The 19039-nt window shown below is 42.4% G+C and carries 12 protein-coding genes; 5 read left to right on the top strand and 7 right to left on the bottom strand.

Features of this window, described 5'->3' with window-relative positions:
- Positions 1 to 143 precede the first annotated feature (143 nt).
- Complete coding sequence (secDF, locus tag P2W82_RS01580; RefSeq protein WP_336514075.1) at positions 144 to 3245, top strand: protein translocase subunit SecDF; 3102 nt, start codon at positions 144 to 146, stop codon at positions 3243 to 3245.
- A 90-nt stretch (positions 3246 to 3335) separates the two neighbouring features.
- Here the strand turns inward: secDF and P2W82_RS01575 are convergent, their stop codons facing one another.
- Positions 3336 to 3683: a HesB/IscA family protein gene (locus P2W82_RS01575; RefSeq protein WP_336514074.1), complete on the bottom strand. Its 348-nt coding sequence runs from the start codon at positions 3681 to 3683 to the stop codon at positions 3336 to 3338.
- 77 nt (positions 3684 to 3760) lie between these two features.
- On the opposite strand from P2W82_RS01575, the gene P2W82_RS01570 reads away from it, so the two are divergent.
- Entirely contained in the window at positions 3761 to 4270 is a 510-nt protein-coding gene (locus P2W82_RS01570) for a DUF7935 family protein (RefSeq protein WP_336514073.1), read from the top strand.
- An 11-nt stretch (positions 4271 to 4281) separates the two neighbouring features.
- Positions 4282 to 5838: an acyl-CoA mutase large subunit family protein gene (locus P2W82_RS01565; RefSeq protein WP_336514072.1), complete on the top strand. Its 1557-nt coding sequence runs from the start codon at positions 4282 to 4284 to the stop codon at positions 5836 to 5838.
- An 11-nt stretch (positions 5839 to 5849) separates the two neighbouring features.
- On the opposite strand, the gene P2W82_RS01560 is transcribed toward P2W82_RS01565, so the two are convergent.
- On the bottom strand, positions 5850 to 8426 hold the full coding sequence (locus P2W82_RS01560) for a cation-translocating P-type ATPase (RefSeq protein WP_336514071.1): 2577 nt from the start codon (positions 8424 to 8426) through the stop codon (positions 5850 to 5852).
- A gap of 287 nt (positions 8427 to 8713) precedes the next feature.
- Positions 8714 to 10336: an ABC-F family ATP-binding cassette domain-containing protein gene (locus P2W82_RS01555; protein ID WP_336514070.1), complete on the bottom strand. Its 1623-nt coding sequence runs from the start codon at positions 10334 to 10336 to the stop codon at positions 8714 to 8716.
- Positions 10337 to 10657: 321 nt separating this feature from the next.
- Here P2W82_RS01555 and P2W82_RS01550 point away from each other — a divergent pair, with 321 nt between their 5' ends.
- Positions 10658 to 11956 carry an amidohydrolase gene (locus P2W82_RS01550; RefSeq protein ID WP_336514069.1) on the top strand — a complete coding sequence of 433 codons (1299 nt, stop codon included), beginning with the start codon at positions 10658 to 10660 and terminating at the stop codon, positions 11954 to 11956.
- A 321-nt stretch (positions 11957 to 12277) separates the two neighbouring features.
- Here the strand turns inward: P2W82_RS01550 and P2W82_RS01545 are convergent, their stop codons facing one another.
- A complete protein-coding gene (locus P2W82_RS01545; protein ID WP_336514068.1) occupies positions 12278 to 13192 on the bottom strand; it encodes an SPFH domain-containing protein in 915 nt (304 codons plus the stop codon).
- Complete coding sequence (locus P2W82_RS01540) at positions 13189 to 13368, bottom strand: hypothetical protein (RefSeq protein ID WP_336514067.1); 180 nt, start codon at positions 13366 to 13368, stop codon at positions 13189 to 13191. Before P2W82_RS01540 ends, P2W82_RS01545 begins: the two co-directional genes overlap by 4 nt.
- Positions 13369 to 13835: 467 nt before the next feature.
- On the opposite strand from P2W82_RS01540, the gene P2W82_RS01535 reads away from it, so the two are divergent.
- Positions 13836 to 16382 (top strand): TonB-dependent receptor, encoded by a 2547-nt coding sequence (locus P2W82_RS01535; RefSeq protein ID WP_336514066.1) that lies wholly within the window; start codon positions 13836 to 13838, stop codon positions 16380 to 16382.
- Positions 16383 to 16701: 319 nt separating this feature from the next.
- Here P2W82_RS01535 and P2W82_RS01530 read toward each other — a convergent pair whose 3' ends face one another.
- Together P2W82_RS01530 and P2W82_RS01525 are read right to left on the bottom strand one after the other, a co-directional pair.
- A complete protein-coding gene (locus tag P2W82_RS01530; RefSeq protein ID WP_336514065.1) occupies positions 16702 to 17373 on the bottom strand; it encodes a YggS family pyridoxal phosphate-dependent enzyme in 672 nt (223 codons plus the stop codon).
- A gap of 1 nt (position 17374) precedes the next feature.
- On the bottom strand, positions 17375 to 19039 hold the full coding sequence (locus P2W82_RS01525) for a hypothetical protein (RefSeq protein WP_336514064.1): 1665 nt from the start codon (positions 19037 to 19039) through the stop codon (positions 17375 to 17377).

Below are 19039 nucleotides of genomic sequence, written 5' to 3'. Positions count from 1 at the left end.
CCAAAAAAAGCCTCACTTTGTACAATAAAATGATAGGCAGGAATTCTGATTTTCAGCCTGAAAAAACCCTATCTTTGCCCGCCTTGCCAAAAAAAATCGACGTGATGGCAGGAATAATCAAAAAAGTGTAAACCCGATATTGTATGCAATTCAAAGGTTTGGTTCGGTTTTTTGCCGCTGCTCTGATACTGATTTCCCTTTATCAGTTACATTTTACATGGGTCGTTAGAAGCCATGAGAAAAAAATGGAAGGCAAGGCTAAGGCATTTGTCAATTCCAATTATGCCACAGCAACTGCCGAAGAAAAAGATACCGAATACAAAAGACGCCTGAAGCGCTTACTGGATAGCACACGCGAAGAAACTGTTACCTATGGTACCACTGGCGCGATCAGCTATCAGAAAGCCAAAGAACAGGAACTGAATCTCGGTCTTGACCTCCAGGGTGGTATGAGTGTTACCCTCGAAGTTGAACTTGAAGACATGCTTCGCTCACTTTCAAACAACGCGAAGGATCCGGGGTTAAACAAAGCCCTCGCTACTGCAGACCAACGCAAAGCCAACAGCGATGCAGACTTTATCACGTTGTTTGCACAGGCATATAAAGAACAAAATCCTACTGCAAGACTCGCTTCCATATTTGCAGGTACGGGTCAGCGTAATATTAAGATTGAAGACAATGACAACTCAGTAATAACCAAACTCCGTGCATCAGCGGAAGGCGCAATCAGCAATACCTATAACGTGTTGCTGAAAAGGATCGACCAATTCGGTGTTGCTCAGCCAAATATCCAGCTCGATAAAAATAAAGGTATCATCACCGTTGAACTTCCTGGTGTAAAAGATGATCCTGAGCGTGTAAGAAAATATTTACAGGCGACAGCAAATCTTCAGTTCAGCGAAGTATACAATCTTGGTGAACTTGACAAACCTTTTACAGATGCAGAAAAAGCATTGCAGGATTATTATAGCGGTGTAAAGAAAGTTGTAGACACTGCAGCAAAGCCCGTGGTTAACGCACCTGCGGCTCCGGCAGTGGATGAGGATACAACCAAAACTCTGACTATTAACGACCTTGCTAAAAAAGATACTTCAAAATCTGCTGCTGATACAACCGCAGCTTCTGCTCAGAATGCATATTCTTTCTTCAGAATATTTCAGCCGGTTCCTCCGCAGCAGGGACCCAATGGTCAACTTTCTTTTGCTCCATATTTAGGTTTCATTGCTGCACGCGATACTGCAACTTTCAACAGTTACATGAGTATTGATGCAGTACGCAACCAGTTTCCTTCCAATGTGAAATTCGTTTATGGCGTTGCAGAGAAAAATGATAAAGGTGTAAAATCGGATGTTGTTACTGTATACGCATTGAAAATGCCTGAGGGTTCTGCAAAAGCAAGACTCGAGGGTGATGGAGTTCAGCAGGCATCACAGGATTATGATGATAAAGGAAGACCTTCTATCAAAATGCTGATGACGAAGCAGGGTGAGCGCATCTGGGGTGAAATGACAACGGAGAACGTTGGCAAACCAATCGCGATCGTTCTTGATAACCTGGTTTATTCAGCTCCAAACGTAATCAACCCGATCACATCCGGTACTTCTGAAATCAGTGGAAGCTTCACGATCCAGGAAGCACAGGATCTGGCAAACATTCTTCAGTCCGGTAAACTTCCTGCTCCTGCGAAAATTGTTCAGGAACAGGTGGTAGGACCAACGCTTGGTGCTGCCGCTGTGAAAGGAGGAAGCATGGCCTTCATCATTTCATTCTTTGTGATCTTTATCCTGATGCTGGTGTATTATAATACCAGTGGTTGGGTTGCAAATATATCCCTGGTGTTAAACCTCCTCTTCACCGTCGGTGTGTTGAGTGCGCTGGGTGCAACATTAACAGCTCCCGGTATCGCAGGCCTTGTACTAACGATCGGGATGGCGGTTGACACCAACGTCATCATTTTTGAAAGAATCAAGGATGAGCTTACCAAAGGAAAAAGTTATCAACTCGCAGTTGCGGAAGGTTACAGGCGGTCACTTCCACCGGTACTTGATGGTCACATCACCACCCTTCTTACCGCATTGATCCTTTTCTATTTCGGTCTGGGTCCCGTACTTGGCTTCGCAACCACGCAGATCCTGGGTATCCTTCTTTCTTTGTTCTGCGGTATCCTGATTTCAAGATTGATCACCGATTTCTGGACTAACAAGAATCGCCATTTCAAATATTTCACCAATGTCAGTACGCGCATTTTCAAGCATGCAGCTTACAAATTCATTGAATACAGAAAAATTGCGTATGTAATCTCTGTCGTGGTATTGATTCTTGGTGTTGGATCCTTGTTCAATGGTTTCGATGAAGGCGTGGAATACAAGGGTGGCCGCAGCTACACGGTGAAGTTTGACAAACCCGTGAATACAGAACAGATTACAAAAGAACTTGACAAGTCATTTGAAGGCCAGAATACCATTGTAAAAACAGTTGGTGACAACAAAACGCTTAACATCACTACATCATATCTGATTGAACAAAACAGCAGAACAGCTGACTCAACAGTGGAGCTGGCTTTATTCAATGGTTTGAAATCGGTATTACCTGCGAATTCATCAATTGCTGATTTCCGTCGTGAAAACAAGCAGAGTTCACAAACAGTATTACCGTCGATTTCAGATGACCTGAAAAAAGGGGCTGTTAAAGCAACCATCTTCGCATTGATTGCTATTTTCCTTTACATACTCCTCCGTTTCCGCGATTGGAGATATTCTGTAGGTACATTCGTGGCTTTGCTTCATGACGTTTTCGTTACACTTGCAGTATTTTCTTTCCTGAGAGGAATAGTGCCATTCCCGCTGGAAATTGATCAGCATTTTATCGCTGCAATCCTGACGGTAATCGGTTTCTCGATGAACGATACGGTTATTGTATTTGACCGTATCAGGGAAAATACATCCATTATGAAAGGCGCATCTAAAACCGAGATCATCAATAAGTCGATAAATGAAACACTGAGTCGTACGATCATGACGTCACTCACTGTGTTCCTGACGATCCTTATTCTTTTCATCTTCGGTGGAGAAGCCACACGCGGATTCTCATTCGCGATGCTGATTGGTGTAATAACCGGTTGTTACTCTTCCATTTTTGTGGCAGCACCGATCCTGGTTGACCTTGCAAAAGACAAACCTTTGGGTAAAGAAGAAGCCCATGTGGCAAAAGCAAATCCGAAATCAAAACCAGCCTTAGCTAAATAAGCTGGAATGATAATAAAAGTGAAAGCCCCTGGAAATAAATACCGGGGGCTTTTCTTATCAGAAAAAAATAAAAATCGTTCTCAATCGAACTTACACGGCAAATGAACTTCCGCAACCACAGGTTGCCGATGCATTCGGGTTTGAAAAAATAAAACCACGCGCATCAAGACCGTTCTTGAAGTCAATCTGCATACCAAAAAGATACATCCCGTGAGCGGGGTTAATTATACAGGGAAGACCATCAATCTCAAATATTTCATCCTGCTCTTTCTTCTCATCGAAAGCAAGGATATAACTTAAACCTGAACAGCCACCACCTTTCACACCAATACGAAGCCATTGCTGGCCAGGTTCAGTCTCTTCTTTATGTATCCTTTTCAACTCCAGCAAAGCGCCTTCGGTTATTTGAACAGGAATTGTTGATTGTTCTGTATTCATCATATCAAAATTACGAACAAATGCGTTGAAGTAAAAGTTAATCTGCAAACTGTACATTTGCGCAATACAGCTCAACAATGACAACTGAAAGTATAGTAATCGTCGGTGGGATATTTCTGGTCGTATTTATTCTTGCACTATATATTATTTTCTGGTTCAGGGACAAACAGAAAGCTGCAGTTACGCAACAGCCCAACCAGAACCTGATTAATCTTCGACTGAGCGCTTATGAACGACTGGTCATTCTTGCCGAAAGGATATCATTGCCCAGCCTCATTACGCGTATCCCAGCCGGTGAACTTACAGCCCGGCAGATGCAGGCGGTCTGGACAGAAAATATCAAACAGGAATTCGATTATAATCTCTCACAGCAGATATATGTTTCCAAGGAAGTATGGCAGGCATTAAATAACCTCCGCGAACAGAATATCTTCATCATTAATCAGATGACCAATGCAATGCCACCAAATGCGCGCGGCATTGACCTGAGCAGAAACATTACTGAATTATTAAGTGCTGAACCTAAGGCTTCTCTCCATCCTGTCGTTATTGAAGCATTGAATTTTGAAGCCAGACAATTGCTGTAACTTCCGGTCATATGAACCAGACCAGGCAAACAGATTCGGGCATCGATATTAAAACCTGCTATACTAATGTTGATCTTCCAAAAGGCATTAACGAATATCCCGGAGAATTCCCGTTTACACGTGGTGTGCAGAAAGATATGTACCGCGGGAAGTTGTGGACGATGCGCCAATATGCAGGATTTTCAACTGCCGCAGAAAGTAACAAACGATATCATTATCTGTTAGCGCAAGGTGTGAGTGGATTGAGTGTTGCATTTGATCTTCCGACGCAAATAGGATATGACAGTGATCATCCTTTATCGGAAGGAGAAGTTGGAAAGGTGGGTGTTGCAATTGATAGTCTTGAAGACATGGAAGAACTTTTTGCAGGTATTCAACTGGAAAAGGTTTCAACGTCGATGACGATCAATGCTACTGGTTTTATATTACTGGCTTTTTACGTGGCGCTTGCCAAAAAACAGGGTGCCGATCTCAAAAATATTAATGGAACCATACAGAATGATATCCTGAAAGAATATGCAGCACGTGGCACATATATATTTCCTCCCCGGCCATCGATGCGAATAATAACCGATATTTTTGAATGGTGCAGTCTTCATCTGCCGAAATGGAACACAATTTCAATTTCGGGTTACCATATCCGTGAAGCCGGAAGCACTGCTGTGCAGGAAGTGGCTTTTACCTTAAGTAATGGCAAGAGCTATGTTAAGGCTGCACTGGAGAAAAATCTTGATATCGATATTTTTGGAAAGCGACTGTCGTTTTTCTTCAACGCTCATAATAATCTCTTTGAAGAGATTGCGAAGTTCAGGGCAGCAAGGAGAATCTGGGCCCATATGATGAAAGAACTCGGTGCGACAGATCCGAAAGCGATGATGTTGCGATTTCATACGCAAACAGGCGGCAGTACACTCACAGCGCAACAACCGCTGAATAATATCAGTCGGGTGACTGTTCAAACGCTTGCTGCGGTACTCGGCGGCACTCAATCCCTGCATACAAACGGTTATGATGAAGCGCTTGGACTGCCTACAGAAGAAGCGGCAATGATCGCGCTGCGTACCCAGCAGATTGTAGCGTATGAAAGTGGTGCAGCAGACACCGTTGATCCGCTCGCAGGTTCATATTTTGTTGAGGCACTTACAAAAGAAGTTGAAGAAAAATCACTTGCGCTGATTTCCCGCATTGATGAAATAGGCGGAAGTGTCGTTGCTGTTGAACAGGGATTTATACAGGAAGAAATTGCCCGGAGTGCCTATACTTTTCAAAAAGATGTGGAAAGCAACGAGCGGGTGGTCGTCGGCGTTAACCGTTTCCAGATTGATGAAAATGACACTATTGCTCCATTTAAAATTGATGATAGCATTCGCATTGATCAATCAGAAAAGCTAAAAAAACTTCGTGAAAGACGCGACAATGTCGCCGTGTCGAATTGTCTTGAATCGATCCGGCATGCCGCAGTTAACCATATCAATTTAATGCCTGCGGTTCTCGATGCAGTTGAGCACTACTGCACGCTCGGAGAAATATCCGACGAGCTCAGAAAAGTCTTTGGAGAATTCCGATAACGTTAGACGCTCTACGTTCGGCGTTTGATGACCCATCGCCTGATAAGCTTTTCAAATTCTACTGCGTGGAACAGAACAGCAGCAACACCAAAACAAACAAGTATTTCACTTAAAGTAAGTGGTTGTGTTTTAAACAACTTGTTTGCAAATGGTAAATAAATTACACCCAGTTGTAAAATGATGGTCAGAACCACAGCGCCGAGCAGCGGAAGATTGCTGAAAAATCCCTGCCTGAACAGAAACTGTCTTTCACTTCTTATCGCCATTACATGCGCTAATTGAGTAAATGCCAGAACGGTAAATACAATCGTTTGCCAGTGTTCTTTTGATTCATGAACCGCCCACGCCTGCGTACCAAGCGTCAATCCTGCCATTAAAAGTCCTACCCATGCAATATGAAAACCGATTCCATGTGCAAATAAACTTTCCCTCGTATCTCTGGGCGGTCGCTGCATGATATCTTTCTCAGCCCCTTCTCCAGCAAGTGCAAGACCGGGTAAACCATCTGTCACCAGATTGATCCATAACAAATGGATGGGTAGTAACGGTATCGGCAAACCGAGAAACGGGGCAAGAAAAATAGTCCAGATTTCTGCGCCATTGCAGGTCATGATGTACTTGACAAACTTCCTGATATTATCATAAATCCGACGACCTTCCCTGATCGCTTTTACGATTGTAGTAAAGTTATCATCCAACAATATCATATCTGCTGCTTCCTTACTTACATCCGTACCCGTAATACCCATGGCCACGCCGATATCTGCACGTTTCAGTGAAGGCGCATCGTTAACACCATCGCCAGTCATCGAGACATAATGATGTTTTGCCTGGAGTGTTTTCACAATCTGGAGCTTCTGTTCCGGAGAAACACGTGCATAGACCTTTACCTGCTCGACCCTTTCATTGTATTCTGACTCTGAAAGATTTTTCAATTGTGATCCTGTCAGCACCTGGTCATTGCTTCTCAGTATACCAATCTCCTTTGCAATAAATGCTGCAGTTGCGGGATGGTCACCAGTTATCATGACTGGTACAATTCCTGCTGTACGACAATCTGTAATGGATTGTTTTGCCTGTTTACGCGGTGGATCGACCATACCGGTGAGCCCTGCGTATATCAGGTCTTTCTCAACGTTTGAGTAATCGAAAGGATCAGGAAGACGATCAGTGATCTTATAGGCAAACGCGAGTACTCTTATTCCATCCGCCGCCAGTTTATCTGCCTGTTCAAGAATAATCCTGGCCAGTTGCTGATTTTCAAGCGCAGCTGCAACATACTCCACAGCTCCTTTTGACAAAATGAGTTTTCTTCCCTGGAAATCATGAACAGTACTCATACATTTACGATCAGAATCGAATGGCAATTCAGCAACTCGCGGGAACTGTTCTCTGAATGTATTCCATTGCTCTGCCGAATGCTGTTGTATAAAATGTTCAACCAATGCTATCTCTGTGGGATCTCCGGTGAATTTGTTTTCTTCATCTATACCCACATCATTATTCAACGCTAACGCAGCAGCCAACATCGAAATTTCGCCTTCAATTTTATCACCACTGTCTTTTTCGTCTGTCTTAACCACTTTCATCCTGTTCTCGGTAAGCGTACCCGTTTTATCCGAACAGATAAAAGTGATGGATCCCAAAGTCTCTACTGCAGGTAATTTTCTGATCAGCGCGTTTTGTTTAACCAATCTTTTTGCACCCATTGCCAGCGCTATAGTTATCAATGCAGGTAACGCTTCGGGTATTGCTGCAACGGCAAGAGATATCGAAAGCAACAACATTTTAATAGGTTCCTCTCCTCTCAGAATGCCTACTCCAAACATAATTGCACAAACAGCAAGGATCAGCCAGGAGAGTTTCTTACCAAAATCCGCAAGCCTTTTCTGCAACGGTGTCACTGTTTCACCCTCCTGCAGCAGACTTGCAATTTTACCGATCTCCGTCTGCATACCCGTGGCTGTTACAATTCCTTTTCCACGTCCGTTGGTGATCAGCGTTCCTTTAAAGGCAAGATTGAACCGGTCGCCAAGTGGAATATCTTCATCCGGAATAAGTTTAGAACTTTTATCGACTGGCACTGATTCGCCCGTTAGTGCTGATTCATCAATTTTTAAGATATGCGTTTCCGTTAGTCGGATGTCCGCCGGTACGGCATTGCCTGCTTCGAGCAGGACAAGATCCCCGGGAACGAGTTCTGCTGAAGGAAGGTGATGTGTTGTTCCGTTACGGATCACCTGTGTTTGCAGGGTCGCCAGCTTCTTTAAAGCCTCCATTGCTTTCTCAGCATTGTACTCCTGTATAAAGCCCACCACCGCATTCAGGAAAACAATCACGAGGATGATGATTGCATCAGTCATGTCTCCTGCAAACCCGGATATAACCGCAGCAGCAATCAAAATCAGGATCATGAAATCCTTAAACTGCGAGAGAAATATCATCCAGGCAGGTTTCTTCTTTTTTTCCTGCAGCTCGTTCAAACCAAACTCTTCTTTTTTCTGACTCACCTGCTCATCAGAGAGTCCTATTTCAGAAGATCCTGTTTTAGAATATACTTCGGCAATTTCTATATTATGAAAACCCATAAGTGGCCCTGAAATTTATGCGCGAAAAGCGAATGCGCTAAGGAAGATACAAAGAAAGTAAGAAGTAAAAAGTTAGAGCTAAGGAGTACTGATTAAATCCGAAGTTCTGTATTTCACAGGTTTTAATTACACTGATCTGGAATATTAAAACAATATTAAATCCCTCGTGCCTTTACATGTAAAATGGGAGCTTTGCTCCCATTTATTATGTAAAAATTTTTTCTCCCGATCGTAAGATTATTTCAACCGCAGAACTTCTTACCCCTTCGCTTTCACCTTTATTCTTATTAATACATTTCCTGCCTTAAAAACTTCACTCTTTCATCTTCAAGGTATTCATCGAACGTCATCAGTCTGTCGATGATGCCGTTGGGTGTAAGCTCGATTACACGATTGGCAACTGTCTGCATGAAGGTATGGTCATGCGATGACAACAGTACGATGCCGGGGAAAGTAATACAACCATCGTTGAAGCTCTGGATGCTTTCGAGATCAAGGTGGTTGGTTGGCTGATCGAGTATAATCAGGTTGGGATTTTGCAACATCATCCTGCTGATCATACAACGAACTTTTTCTCCTCCACTCAGTACTGAAGTTTTCTTCATGATATCATCACCACTGAAAAGCATTTTGCCAAGGAAACCACGAAGGAAAGGCTCATCTGCATCTGTCACATTCGCGGGTACATATTGACGTAACCATTCCAGCAGATTAAGTGTTGTTGTGAAAAATTTGTTGTTCTCCACCGGAAGATAAGCTTTTGTTATAGTAGTACCCCATTCAACCTTTCCGCCGTCAGCTTCAGTTTCACTATTAATGATGTCGAAGAAATTGGATACCGCTAATGGATCCTTGCTCACAAAAGCGATCTTATCGCCTTTGTTTACACTGAAACTAACTTTATCAAAAAGTTTACGGCCATCAACAGATTTCTTCAGGTTTTCTACATTCAGAATCTGGTTGCCAACTTCACGCTGAGGCTGAAAAATAATACCAGGATATTTTCTGTTTGAAGGCTGAATCTCTTCGATGGTAAGTTTTTCCAGGGCCTTCTTTCTTGAAGTTGCCTGTTTTGATTTCGACGCGTTAGCGCTGAATCGTGCAATGAACTCCAGTAATGCAGCACGTTTGTCTTCCGTTTTCTTGTTTCTGTCCGATAGCTGTCTTGCCATCAACTGGGATGATTCATACCAGAAAGTATAGTTACCGGTATAGATCTTGATCTTTTGTTTATCAACATCAGCAACGTGAGTACAAACAGCATCCAGAAAGTGACGATCGTGACTCACCACCAAAACGATATTTTCATAATCAGCGAGGAAATTCTCCAGCCAGCTGATTGTTTCCAGATCGAGACCGTTGGTAGGCTCATCCAGCAACAGGATATCCGGGTTTCCAAAAAGCGCCTGCGCCAGCAGCACACGTACCTTCAGATTCGAGGGGATATCTTTCATTAAACTGTAATGAAAATCTTCAGAGATGCCGAGGTTGCTGATCATTGTTGCGGCGTCGCTGTCGGCAGTATATCCACCCATTTCACCAAATTCAGCTTCCAGTTCACCCGCACGAATACCATCTTCTTCCGAAAAATCGGCAAGAGAATAGATTTTTTCTCTCTCCTGCATTACTTCCCACATTTTCTTATGGCCCATCAAAACTGTGTTCAAAACAGTTTGCTCGTCAAATTCAAACTGATTCTGTTTCAGGATAGCCATCCGTTCCCCAGGTGTAATTTCCACAGAACCTTTGTTGGGTTCAATTTCGCCACTTAATATTTTCAAAAAAGTACTTTTGCCTGCACCATTGGCTCCGATCACACCATAGCAATTTCCTTTTACGAAATTGATATTGACTTCATCAAACAACACCCTTTTGCCATATGCCAGGGTAATATTCCTTGCGCTTAACATATTTTTTTCCTGAATTTTTTTGCTCCGGGAACAGCTCCTCGGAAAGCGTGCAAAGTTAGGTCTTTTCAGGCAGCAGACCAAGGGGAAAACAGGCAGCAGGCAGCAAATCAATTCATAAAAACCTGATTGAAAATGAAGAAAGAAACAAAAACAGAAACAGGAAGATATAAGGACTAACTGAACGCTATCAATTGCCTGTTGCCTGAAATAAGCTCTACCCAATCCTCTGCGCATTCGCCATCATCCTCCTCCGGCTGTTCTCTTTTGTCTTTTGCCTCTTGCCTTTTGCCTCTTTTCCCTTATTTTCCGAAAAAAAACAACATGCAAAGACTTCTGATGCTCATGATTGCTTGTTCATTTTCCTTTTCCTTTCTCATGGCGCAGCAGAACAGGATCACGTCCCTGATCAGCCAGCAGGCTACTGCGGTGGAATCAAAAGTGATTGAATGGCGGCGGTATATCCACCAAAACCCCGAACTGGGTAATCGCGAAGTGAATACAATGGCTTACATCGCTAAACATTTACAAAACCTGGGGCTTGAAGTGAAAACAGGTGTGGCGAAAACAGGTGTGGTTGCATTACTCAAAGGTGGAAAACCGGGACCGGTAATTGCACTCAGGGCAGATATAGATGCACTTCCTGTAAAAGAACGCGTCGATATTCCATTTAAATCAGTTGTTACCGCTGACTATCTCGGCCAGAATGTACCGGTGATGCATGCCTGTGGTCATGATACGCACATTGCTATCCTGATGGGTACAGCAGAAGTGTTAAGCAAGATGAAAAATGAGGTACCGGGAACAGTGAAGTTTATTTTTCAGCCTTCAGAAGAAGGTCCTCCCGGTGATGAAGAAGGGGGTGCTCCTCTGATGATAAAAGAAGGAGTAATGGAAAACCCGAAGGTGGATGCTATACTGGGCCTGCATATTTCTTCCGGTCTGGAAGTGGGAAAAGTAACATATAAACCAGGCGCCTTTATGGCTTCGTCAGATTGGTTCACTATTAAAGTGAGGGGAAAGCAAACCCATGGATCATCACCCTGGACAGGCATAGATCCGATTATTGTGGGCACACAAATCGTAAATAATCTTCAAACCATCGTCAGCCGGCAGGAAGATCTGACGAAAGCGCCGGTAGTAATTACGGTTGCAAAATTTCACAGTGGCGTCCGAAGCAATATAATTCCCGAAGAAGCTGTACTGGAAGGAACGATCCGTACACTTGATAGCAAAATGCAGAAAGGTGTACACGAAAAAATCAGGCACGTGGCAAAAAAAATCGGTGAATCCTGGGGCGCCCAGGTCGAAGTGGAAATTGAAACAAAAACACTTGTTACTTATAACGATCCTGCACTGGTCAGTTTATTAATTCCATCTCTTGTCAGTGCCGCTGGTAAAGAAAATGTAAGTGAATCCCGGTGGACGACCGGCGCGGAGGACTTTTCTTTTTTCGGAGAGAAAGCGCCTGCATTTTTCTTTAACCTCGGAGGTATGCCGAAGGGTCAGGATGTTTCAAAAGTGGCACCACACCATACGCCTGATTTTTATATTGATGACAGTATGCTGGATGTTGGTGTGAAGGCGTTTTGCCAGATGGTATTTGATTATAGTAAGAAGTAAGGAGGTCCTTACGTTCAACCTTGAACGTTAAATGTAAGCCTGGCCTGTTTATAGTGCTTCCTTCTTCGGATAAAAAGTAAATAAGTTGAGTCTCTTTGTTAACTTAGAAATTCGGCTCTCCTCACTATGAACGAACAACTAACAACGATGAACGATGATCGATACTAACAAAAAAAAAGAATCGCCACTACGACGATTCTTTTTTTGTTACCCGCTCCAAATTCAAAAAATCTTCACTGTGTTTTATGTTAGGTGCTACGGCTGTTCTGACTTTAAACTTTCAACCTGCCTATGCCGGCAGGCAGGCATTCAACTTTCAACTTACTTAGGCAACTGAAAGATCATTCCGCTACCTGTACCGCTCTGAACGGTCGGGAGTTTGCCATCCCATTTTTCTGCTTTGATATATTCAATGTACAACGCGCTCAACGTTAATTGTTTTCTCCTGATGGATTCTGCTTCACCGGCAGCTTCGATTACCTTGGCTGCACTGTCAGCACGAGCTTTTGCAATTTTTCTCTCACCTTCAGCTATGGCTACTTTAGCCTGGTTTTCTGCTACCTGAACTTCCTGGATCGCCTGTGTCTTCGCTTCAATACTCTGCTGCAATGCAGCAGGCGGAACGATGTTTGTTCTCAGCTGCGAAATCACAAACCATTTTGATACACGACGATTGGCTTCAGCTACGATATCACTCTCGAAACGTTCCCTTTCGTTGAAGATATCATCAACGGCCCATTTGTTTGCAACGTCGTTCACTGTCCCTACAATTGCGGTCTGCAACCACTGTTGCTCGATTTGTTTTACATCCAGGCGCAGGTTGGAAAACATATCACCGATATCGCCAGGTTTCAGTGAATAGTTGAAAGAAGGTTTAATCACCGCTGAAAAACCACCCTTTGTAATTACCGATTGCTCCGGATAATCTATATGCTGCTGGAAAGTCGGGAACTCATAAAGTTTGCTCACCCAGGTGTTTATAATTACCCATCCTGTTTTGTATTCGAATTTGCTGATACCACGATTATCACCGGTAAGATTTACTTTGATACCCACATGACCGGCATCTACCCTTTCCAGTATAAACGGTTGCGCAGCCGCGACTACAAAGCCTATCACGACAATCAGTATGGCGACAAACAATTTTGACCCCGGCAATTTGCCGGTTTGGAGGTGCCTCCGGATATACAAAATCGCGAGAATGACAGTAAAAACAATAAATGCAATGGTTATCATGATCTTATAAGTTTTCTAATCAATGGAACAATCAAAATATAAATCAGGAACATTTCAACTGCAATTGCCAGAAGAGTCAGGAATGTACTGCTGCTCCTGTTGATCAGGAATTCCACATTTACAGTAGTAAGCACAATGAATAACAGGCACTTACCAAATATGATAAAGGCTTTCATTTGAAAAATTTGTTACAGTATACCTAGACTGTAATAGTATAAAAACAGTTGTGTGATCGCAAATTTCATGTTAAAATAAAAGACACTTTTACCTGGTTTCCGGGATTTTTAGATTTGTATGCTTCGTTGCTATCACCTTTTTTACTTTTTTATAAACACCCAAACCTGAACCAAAAACAATACAACACCCGCATTTTCCAGTGGTTAAATCTATAAGTTTCAGATTTTTTTTGGAAGCAATAAATTCCTTTCATAGTTTTGTCCACTAAATTACTAGACTAAACTTTATCCAATGCAGCAAGGCACATTTGAAACAACAGTCAAAATTCAGCAGGCTCAAAATTGTTGCACAGAAAATGGATCAACAGTCCGATGTTGTTAATTCCTTAACTAAAGAAGTAAAATTTTTTGACTTTATAGTCTACCAGAATACTAGACTTATTATGGAAAATTCCAAAACTGCATTAATGAAACGAGTTACACTTCTTACTTTATTATTCTTTCCTTTCTTTGTATCGGCGCAGATTACGGGCCGTGTAGTCAGTGGCAACAGCGGAATTCCTTTTGCAAGTATCCTTGTAAAAAATACAAATATTGGAACCACAGCAGACTCCGCAGGGTATTTTGCGATTAATGGTATTGATAAGTTCCCTGTTACCCTTGTCGTATCTTTTGCTGGATTCGATGCTGAAGAGAAAGTTATCAAGGCTGGAAATACGAGCGATATTGTGATCCGACTCCAGGCACTTTTTCAAAGGGACACAATAGTAATCACGTCACGTCGTCGTCGTGAAGTTTTGCAGGAAGTGCCCATACCCATCAGCGTTATTGGTGGAGCGCAAATCGACAATTCGGGCTCTTTCAATGTGAATCGAGTAAAAGAACTAATTCCGTCAGTTCAGTTATATACTTCCAATCCTCGGAATACCGGTTTGAGTATCCGGGGTTTGGGTTCTTCATTTGGCTTAACAAATGACGGTGTTGATCCCGGGGTAGGAATTTATATCGATGGTGTGTACAATGCGCGTCCGGCCGCTGCAACACTTGATTTTATAGATATTGAGCAGGTTGAAGTACTGCGCGGACCTCAGGGAACTTTGTTTGGCAAAAACACTACTGCCGGAGCTTTCAATATCACAACGCGAAAACCTACTTTTAAGTCGGGTGGAAATTTCGAAATCAGTGGCGGGAACTATGGATTTATCCAGGCAAAGGCGTCTGTAACAGGTGCGCTTACAAAGAAAATTGCGGGACGGTTTTCTTTTTCAGGAACTCAACGTGATGGCCTGATTTATAACCAACGCACGCAGAAATATCTGAACGACCTGAATAATCTTGGAGCTAAGGCGCAGATCCTGTATAAAGCATCTGAAAAAACTTCAATTATATTATCGGGAGATTTCAGCCGGCAAAGACCTAACGGTTATGCCCAGGTGATTGCTGGTGTGGTGCAAACCAAGCGTGCAGCATACCGTCAGTTTAATGCCATCATTTCCGATCTGAATTATACGCTCCCAACATTAAATCCATTTGACAGATTAGTTGATCATGATTCACCCTGGAATTCGGGAAATGATCTGGGTGGTGTTTCGCTGAATATTGATTCTAAAATCGGACCTGGTACATTAACTTCCACTACAGCTTGGCGTTACTGGATTTGGGATCCATCAAATGATCGCGACTTTACCGGATTAGAATCTCTGGCACGGTCAGCCAATTACTCCAGGCACAATCAATATTCACAGGAGTTCAGGTATGCAGGACAGATCTCAGATAAACTGAGTGGCGTTGCAGGTTTGTTTTTTCTTGGGCAGGAAGTTAAAACCAACCCATTTGGTGTAGAAGAATCCGGAACAGCTACCTGGAGATTTTCCCAAAGTACGACCAGTTCCAAGTGGCAGACACCCGGACTTTTTGAAGGTTATGGAATAAATACCAGATCTTCTATTAAGTCGCTCAGTGCTGCTGTTTTCGCGAATGTTGATTGGGAAATCGGAAATGGATTTCATATCATTCCGGGTCTGCGATTTAATTACGACAAGAAAGATGTTATTTATAACCGGAAAACCTACGGTGGCCTACAAACCAATGACCCGGATCTGTTAGCTTTGAAAGCCCTGGTATATTCAGATCAGGCATATGAGGCAGATGCTGATGAAAATCATCTGACATATAATATCACCGCAGCTTATAAACCAAATTCGAAGATCAATGCCTTTGTAACCTTCTCGACAAGCTATAAGCCTGTTGGCGTAAATGTGGCGGGGCTTCCAACGGTTAATGGCCAACCTGCTCTGGATCTCGCTGTCTTGAATCCGGAAAATGTGCAACATTTTGAAGCGGGTATTAAATCCACCTTTACCCGCGACTTTACTTTTAACGTTACACTGTATAATACTGACATTAAGGATTATCAGACACAGGTTCAATCACCTGAGGTAGGGGTAAACCGCGGATATCTCGCGAATGCAGAAAAAGTAAGAGTACGTGGAGTTGAGGTAGATGCTAATTTGCAGGCTGGTAAACATTTTACATTCTTCGGTGCATTATCGTACACCGATGGTAAATATGTGAAGTTCACCAATGCGCCATTACCACTGGAGGAAACAGGTCTTACAGTAGATGGAAAGCAGGTTGCCTTCAAGGACATCTCAGGTGGAAGACTGCCTGGAATATCCGAATGGGCTGGCTCATTTGGAGGTGAATATATCACTCCGGCCGTATTATTAGGAAATACAACCCGGTTCTTTATTGCCGCAGATGCTTATTTCCGTTCTGAATTTTCATCCAGTGCAACGCCTTCTGCATACCTGAACATTCCAGGCTATGCCACCATCAACGCAAGAATCGGATTCCGAGTGAATGCCGGGCTGTCTTTATTCGTATGGTCAAGGAATTTATTTAATAAAGATTACCACGAACAACTCCTTATCGCCAGCGGAAATAATGGTCAGTACGCATCTGTTTTGGGAGATCCACGTACATGGGGTTTTACCGTTCGCTATGGTTTCTGATAATAATGGAATTAAAAATCAGGATGTTTTTGCTAATTAATATTTCTCACGTCATTACAAAAAGCATGGACTTAATCCGTGCTTTTTTTGTTTGCTTAAACCGGCTATTACCTAGTGATAATTTCTTATTTCAAAAATGGGAGGTTTGTAGAAAAATTCCCGTCTCTTTTCCGGTTTTACCACCTTACCGGCTACCAGTTGTGAATTATATAATACCTGAATTTGAAATAAGATTCACGAATTAAGGAGATGTACAAATTGAGCACCGGACTGATCTCAATTGATGTCTTAAAATTATAGCCCGCATTAATTGAAAGAATTAGTTTCTGCTTCCAAACAACAAACTCCCGACCCTGATCATGGTACTACCTTCCTCAAGAGCGATTTTGTAATCTCCGCTCATTCCCATGGACAGTGTGTCAAAATGATCAACATCTTTAAAATAATGATTTCTCACTTCGTCAAAAATTGATTTCAATAATCGGAATTCGTGACGAAGCTGTATTTCATCTTCCGTAAAACTAGCCATCCCCATGATACCACAGATTTCCGCGAATGCCGTTTTTGTGTTCTGCCACTGGGCTAATGCCTGTAATACTTCGTCTTTTGAAAACCCGAATTTGGTTTCTTCCTGCGCAACATGCACCTGCAGAAGACATTTGATCTTCCGGTTTATTTTTCTGCCTTCCTTGTCGATGGTCTGCAACAATTTAATACTATCCACACCATGAACGAGATGCACATATGGCGCGATGTATTTCACTTTGTTTGATTGCAGATGTCCTATAAAATGCCAGCGAATGTCTCCGGGCAGCTGGCGGACTTTATCATCCAGTTCCTGCACATAATTTTCGCCGAAGTCCAATTGCCCCTGGTTGTATAATGCTTTAATATCTGAAACCGGTTTGATCTTGGATACAGCCACAAGTGTTGCGTTGTGAGCTGACACCAACCGCTGAATCGAATGAAAATTTTCAAGATTTACTGACATGTTACACAGCAATTTTTTTCCACGCGAGATTACCTATTGATCTTAATATCAGCCATGCTCCTGTAAAAAGGATCGGAATCATCGCCATAAGAATCCAGTGATGTTTTAAAAGCAGGTAATGAAACCCCACAAGTATTCCAATCATCAATAACTGCAGTAACGACCTTGCAAACCTGCCCGCCTGTTGTTTTGTTGCCGGCTGTCTGCTGAAGGGCAAAAAATGCTCACTAAAAAAAATGATGATGACAAAGCAAAAAAGATTATTAAATATCCCGAAAACAAAATCAAATAGTATCCGCCCTCCCCAGAACCATAAGGAAATAAAAAACAAAATAAGATAGGCTGGTATAAAATATTTTACTACCACAGACTTGATAGCACCAATGATCACACTTCCAGGCTTCTTCAATGGTGTACTGTGATAAATCCAGGATGCCTGGAAATGTTCATTGTACGGGAGGAGAGAATATGCAGTTGAAGTAAGAAAAACGGGAAGATAAATAAGTCCCAGATAGGAAGAAGTATCTTTCAATCTCGCCAGGTTTTCGGCAGCAGATTGCTGATTTTTAAATAAAAAAATAAAGAAAAATACAAGCAAATATCCGAGTGCCGGATAAAATTGCATTTTAAAATTTCTATCCCGGCCAGTAATGTACCAGGTGAGTTGAAAAGCTGCTCTCTCGATTGCATTGCTGTTCACCCAGGAAGACATTTTTTCAGCCAGGTTTTTTTTCTGAGTTACGTTGCTGGTTAATTCTTTTCTGGTATCAGTGCTTTGCTGCAATGCCGCCAGTCGCGAAGAAAAACCGGGTGCAAGGTATTTATTGAGGACCCAGAATCCTGCAATAGGAACAGCAACTGCTAAAGCAATCATAGATAAATGCGTGCCGTCAAATTGCAGATTTTGTATTGCTTCGAGAGACACCGCCATCCATACCGGTGGCAATAAATAGGCGTACCATTGAAGACTTATACTTTCCCGTATATCAACAAAATTGACCAGCCTGGGTAGTACCTGGTAACTGAATGAAAAAAGAATGGTCATGAAAATCTGGAACCAGCTGATGATCTCCCTTATCTTTTGTTCACTTGCAAAACGCATCAGCGCGAGATACAAAAAATAGGTAATAAATACAGCAAGAAGGACAGTAAGAAACGTAGTACCAATAAGCGCAACTCCGGTGATAAAACCAAAGCGGTAAAACGAAAACATCCAGCTTCCGATACCAATAGCTACCGTAAACTGAAACAGATAAACCATTATATGAAATGTCCGAGCAAGAAATAATGTTTTGCTGCTGACCGGCTTGGAAAGTATGATCTGGTTATCGGTGGTATCCAATAGTACAGAAGAAAAATCCGTAACAAGAATCATTGCCATCATGAACAGGACATAGGAATGAAAAAGGACCATGATGGTTTTAAAATCAGTTGCAAACAGTACAATAAAACCAATCATCAAACCAAAGATGGTATAGATAATCAGTACACGGGTGAGCTGATTTGAGTTTTGTTTTTGATTGCTGTTACGCCAGCTCATGTTCACCCGACGATTATCCATCGTCAGCTTTGTCTCCAGGATAATCATTATTTTTTCAAAATCCGGATCCGCCTTCCTGAAAAGCGGTTTGAGAAGTCTGAATATTTTTATAAGGAGTTTATTCAT

This window comes from Pollutibacter soli (assembly GCA_029269725.1).
GTDB lineage: Bacteria > Bacteroidota > Bacteroidia > Chitinophagales > Chitinophagaceae > Pollutibacter > Pollutibacter soli.
Note: the sequence above shows the minus strand (reverse complement) of the source record. Positions and strands in the feature narration are given on the sequence as shown.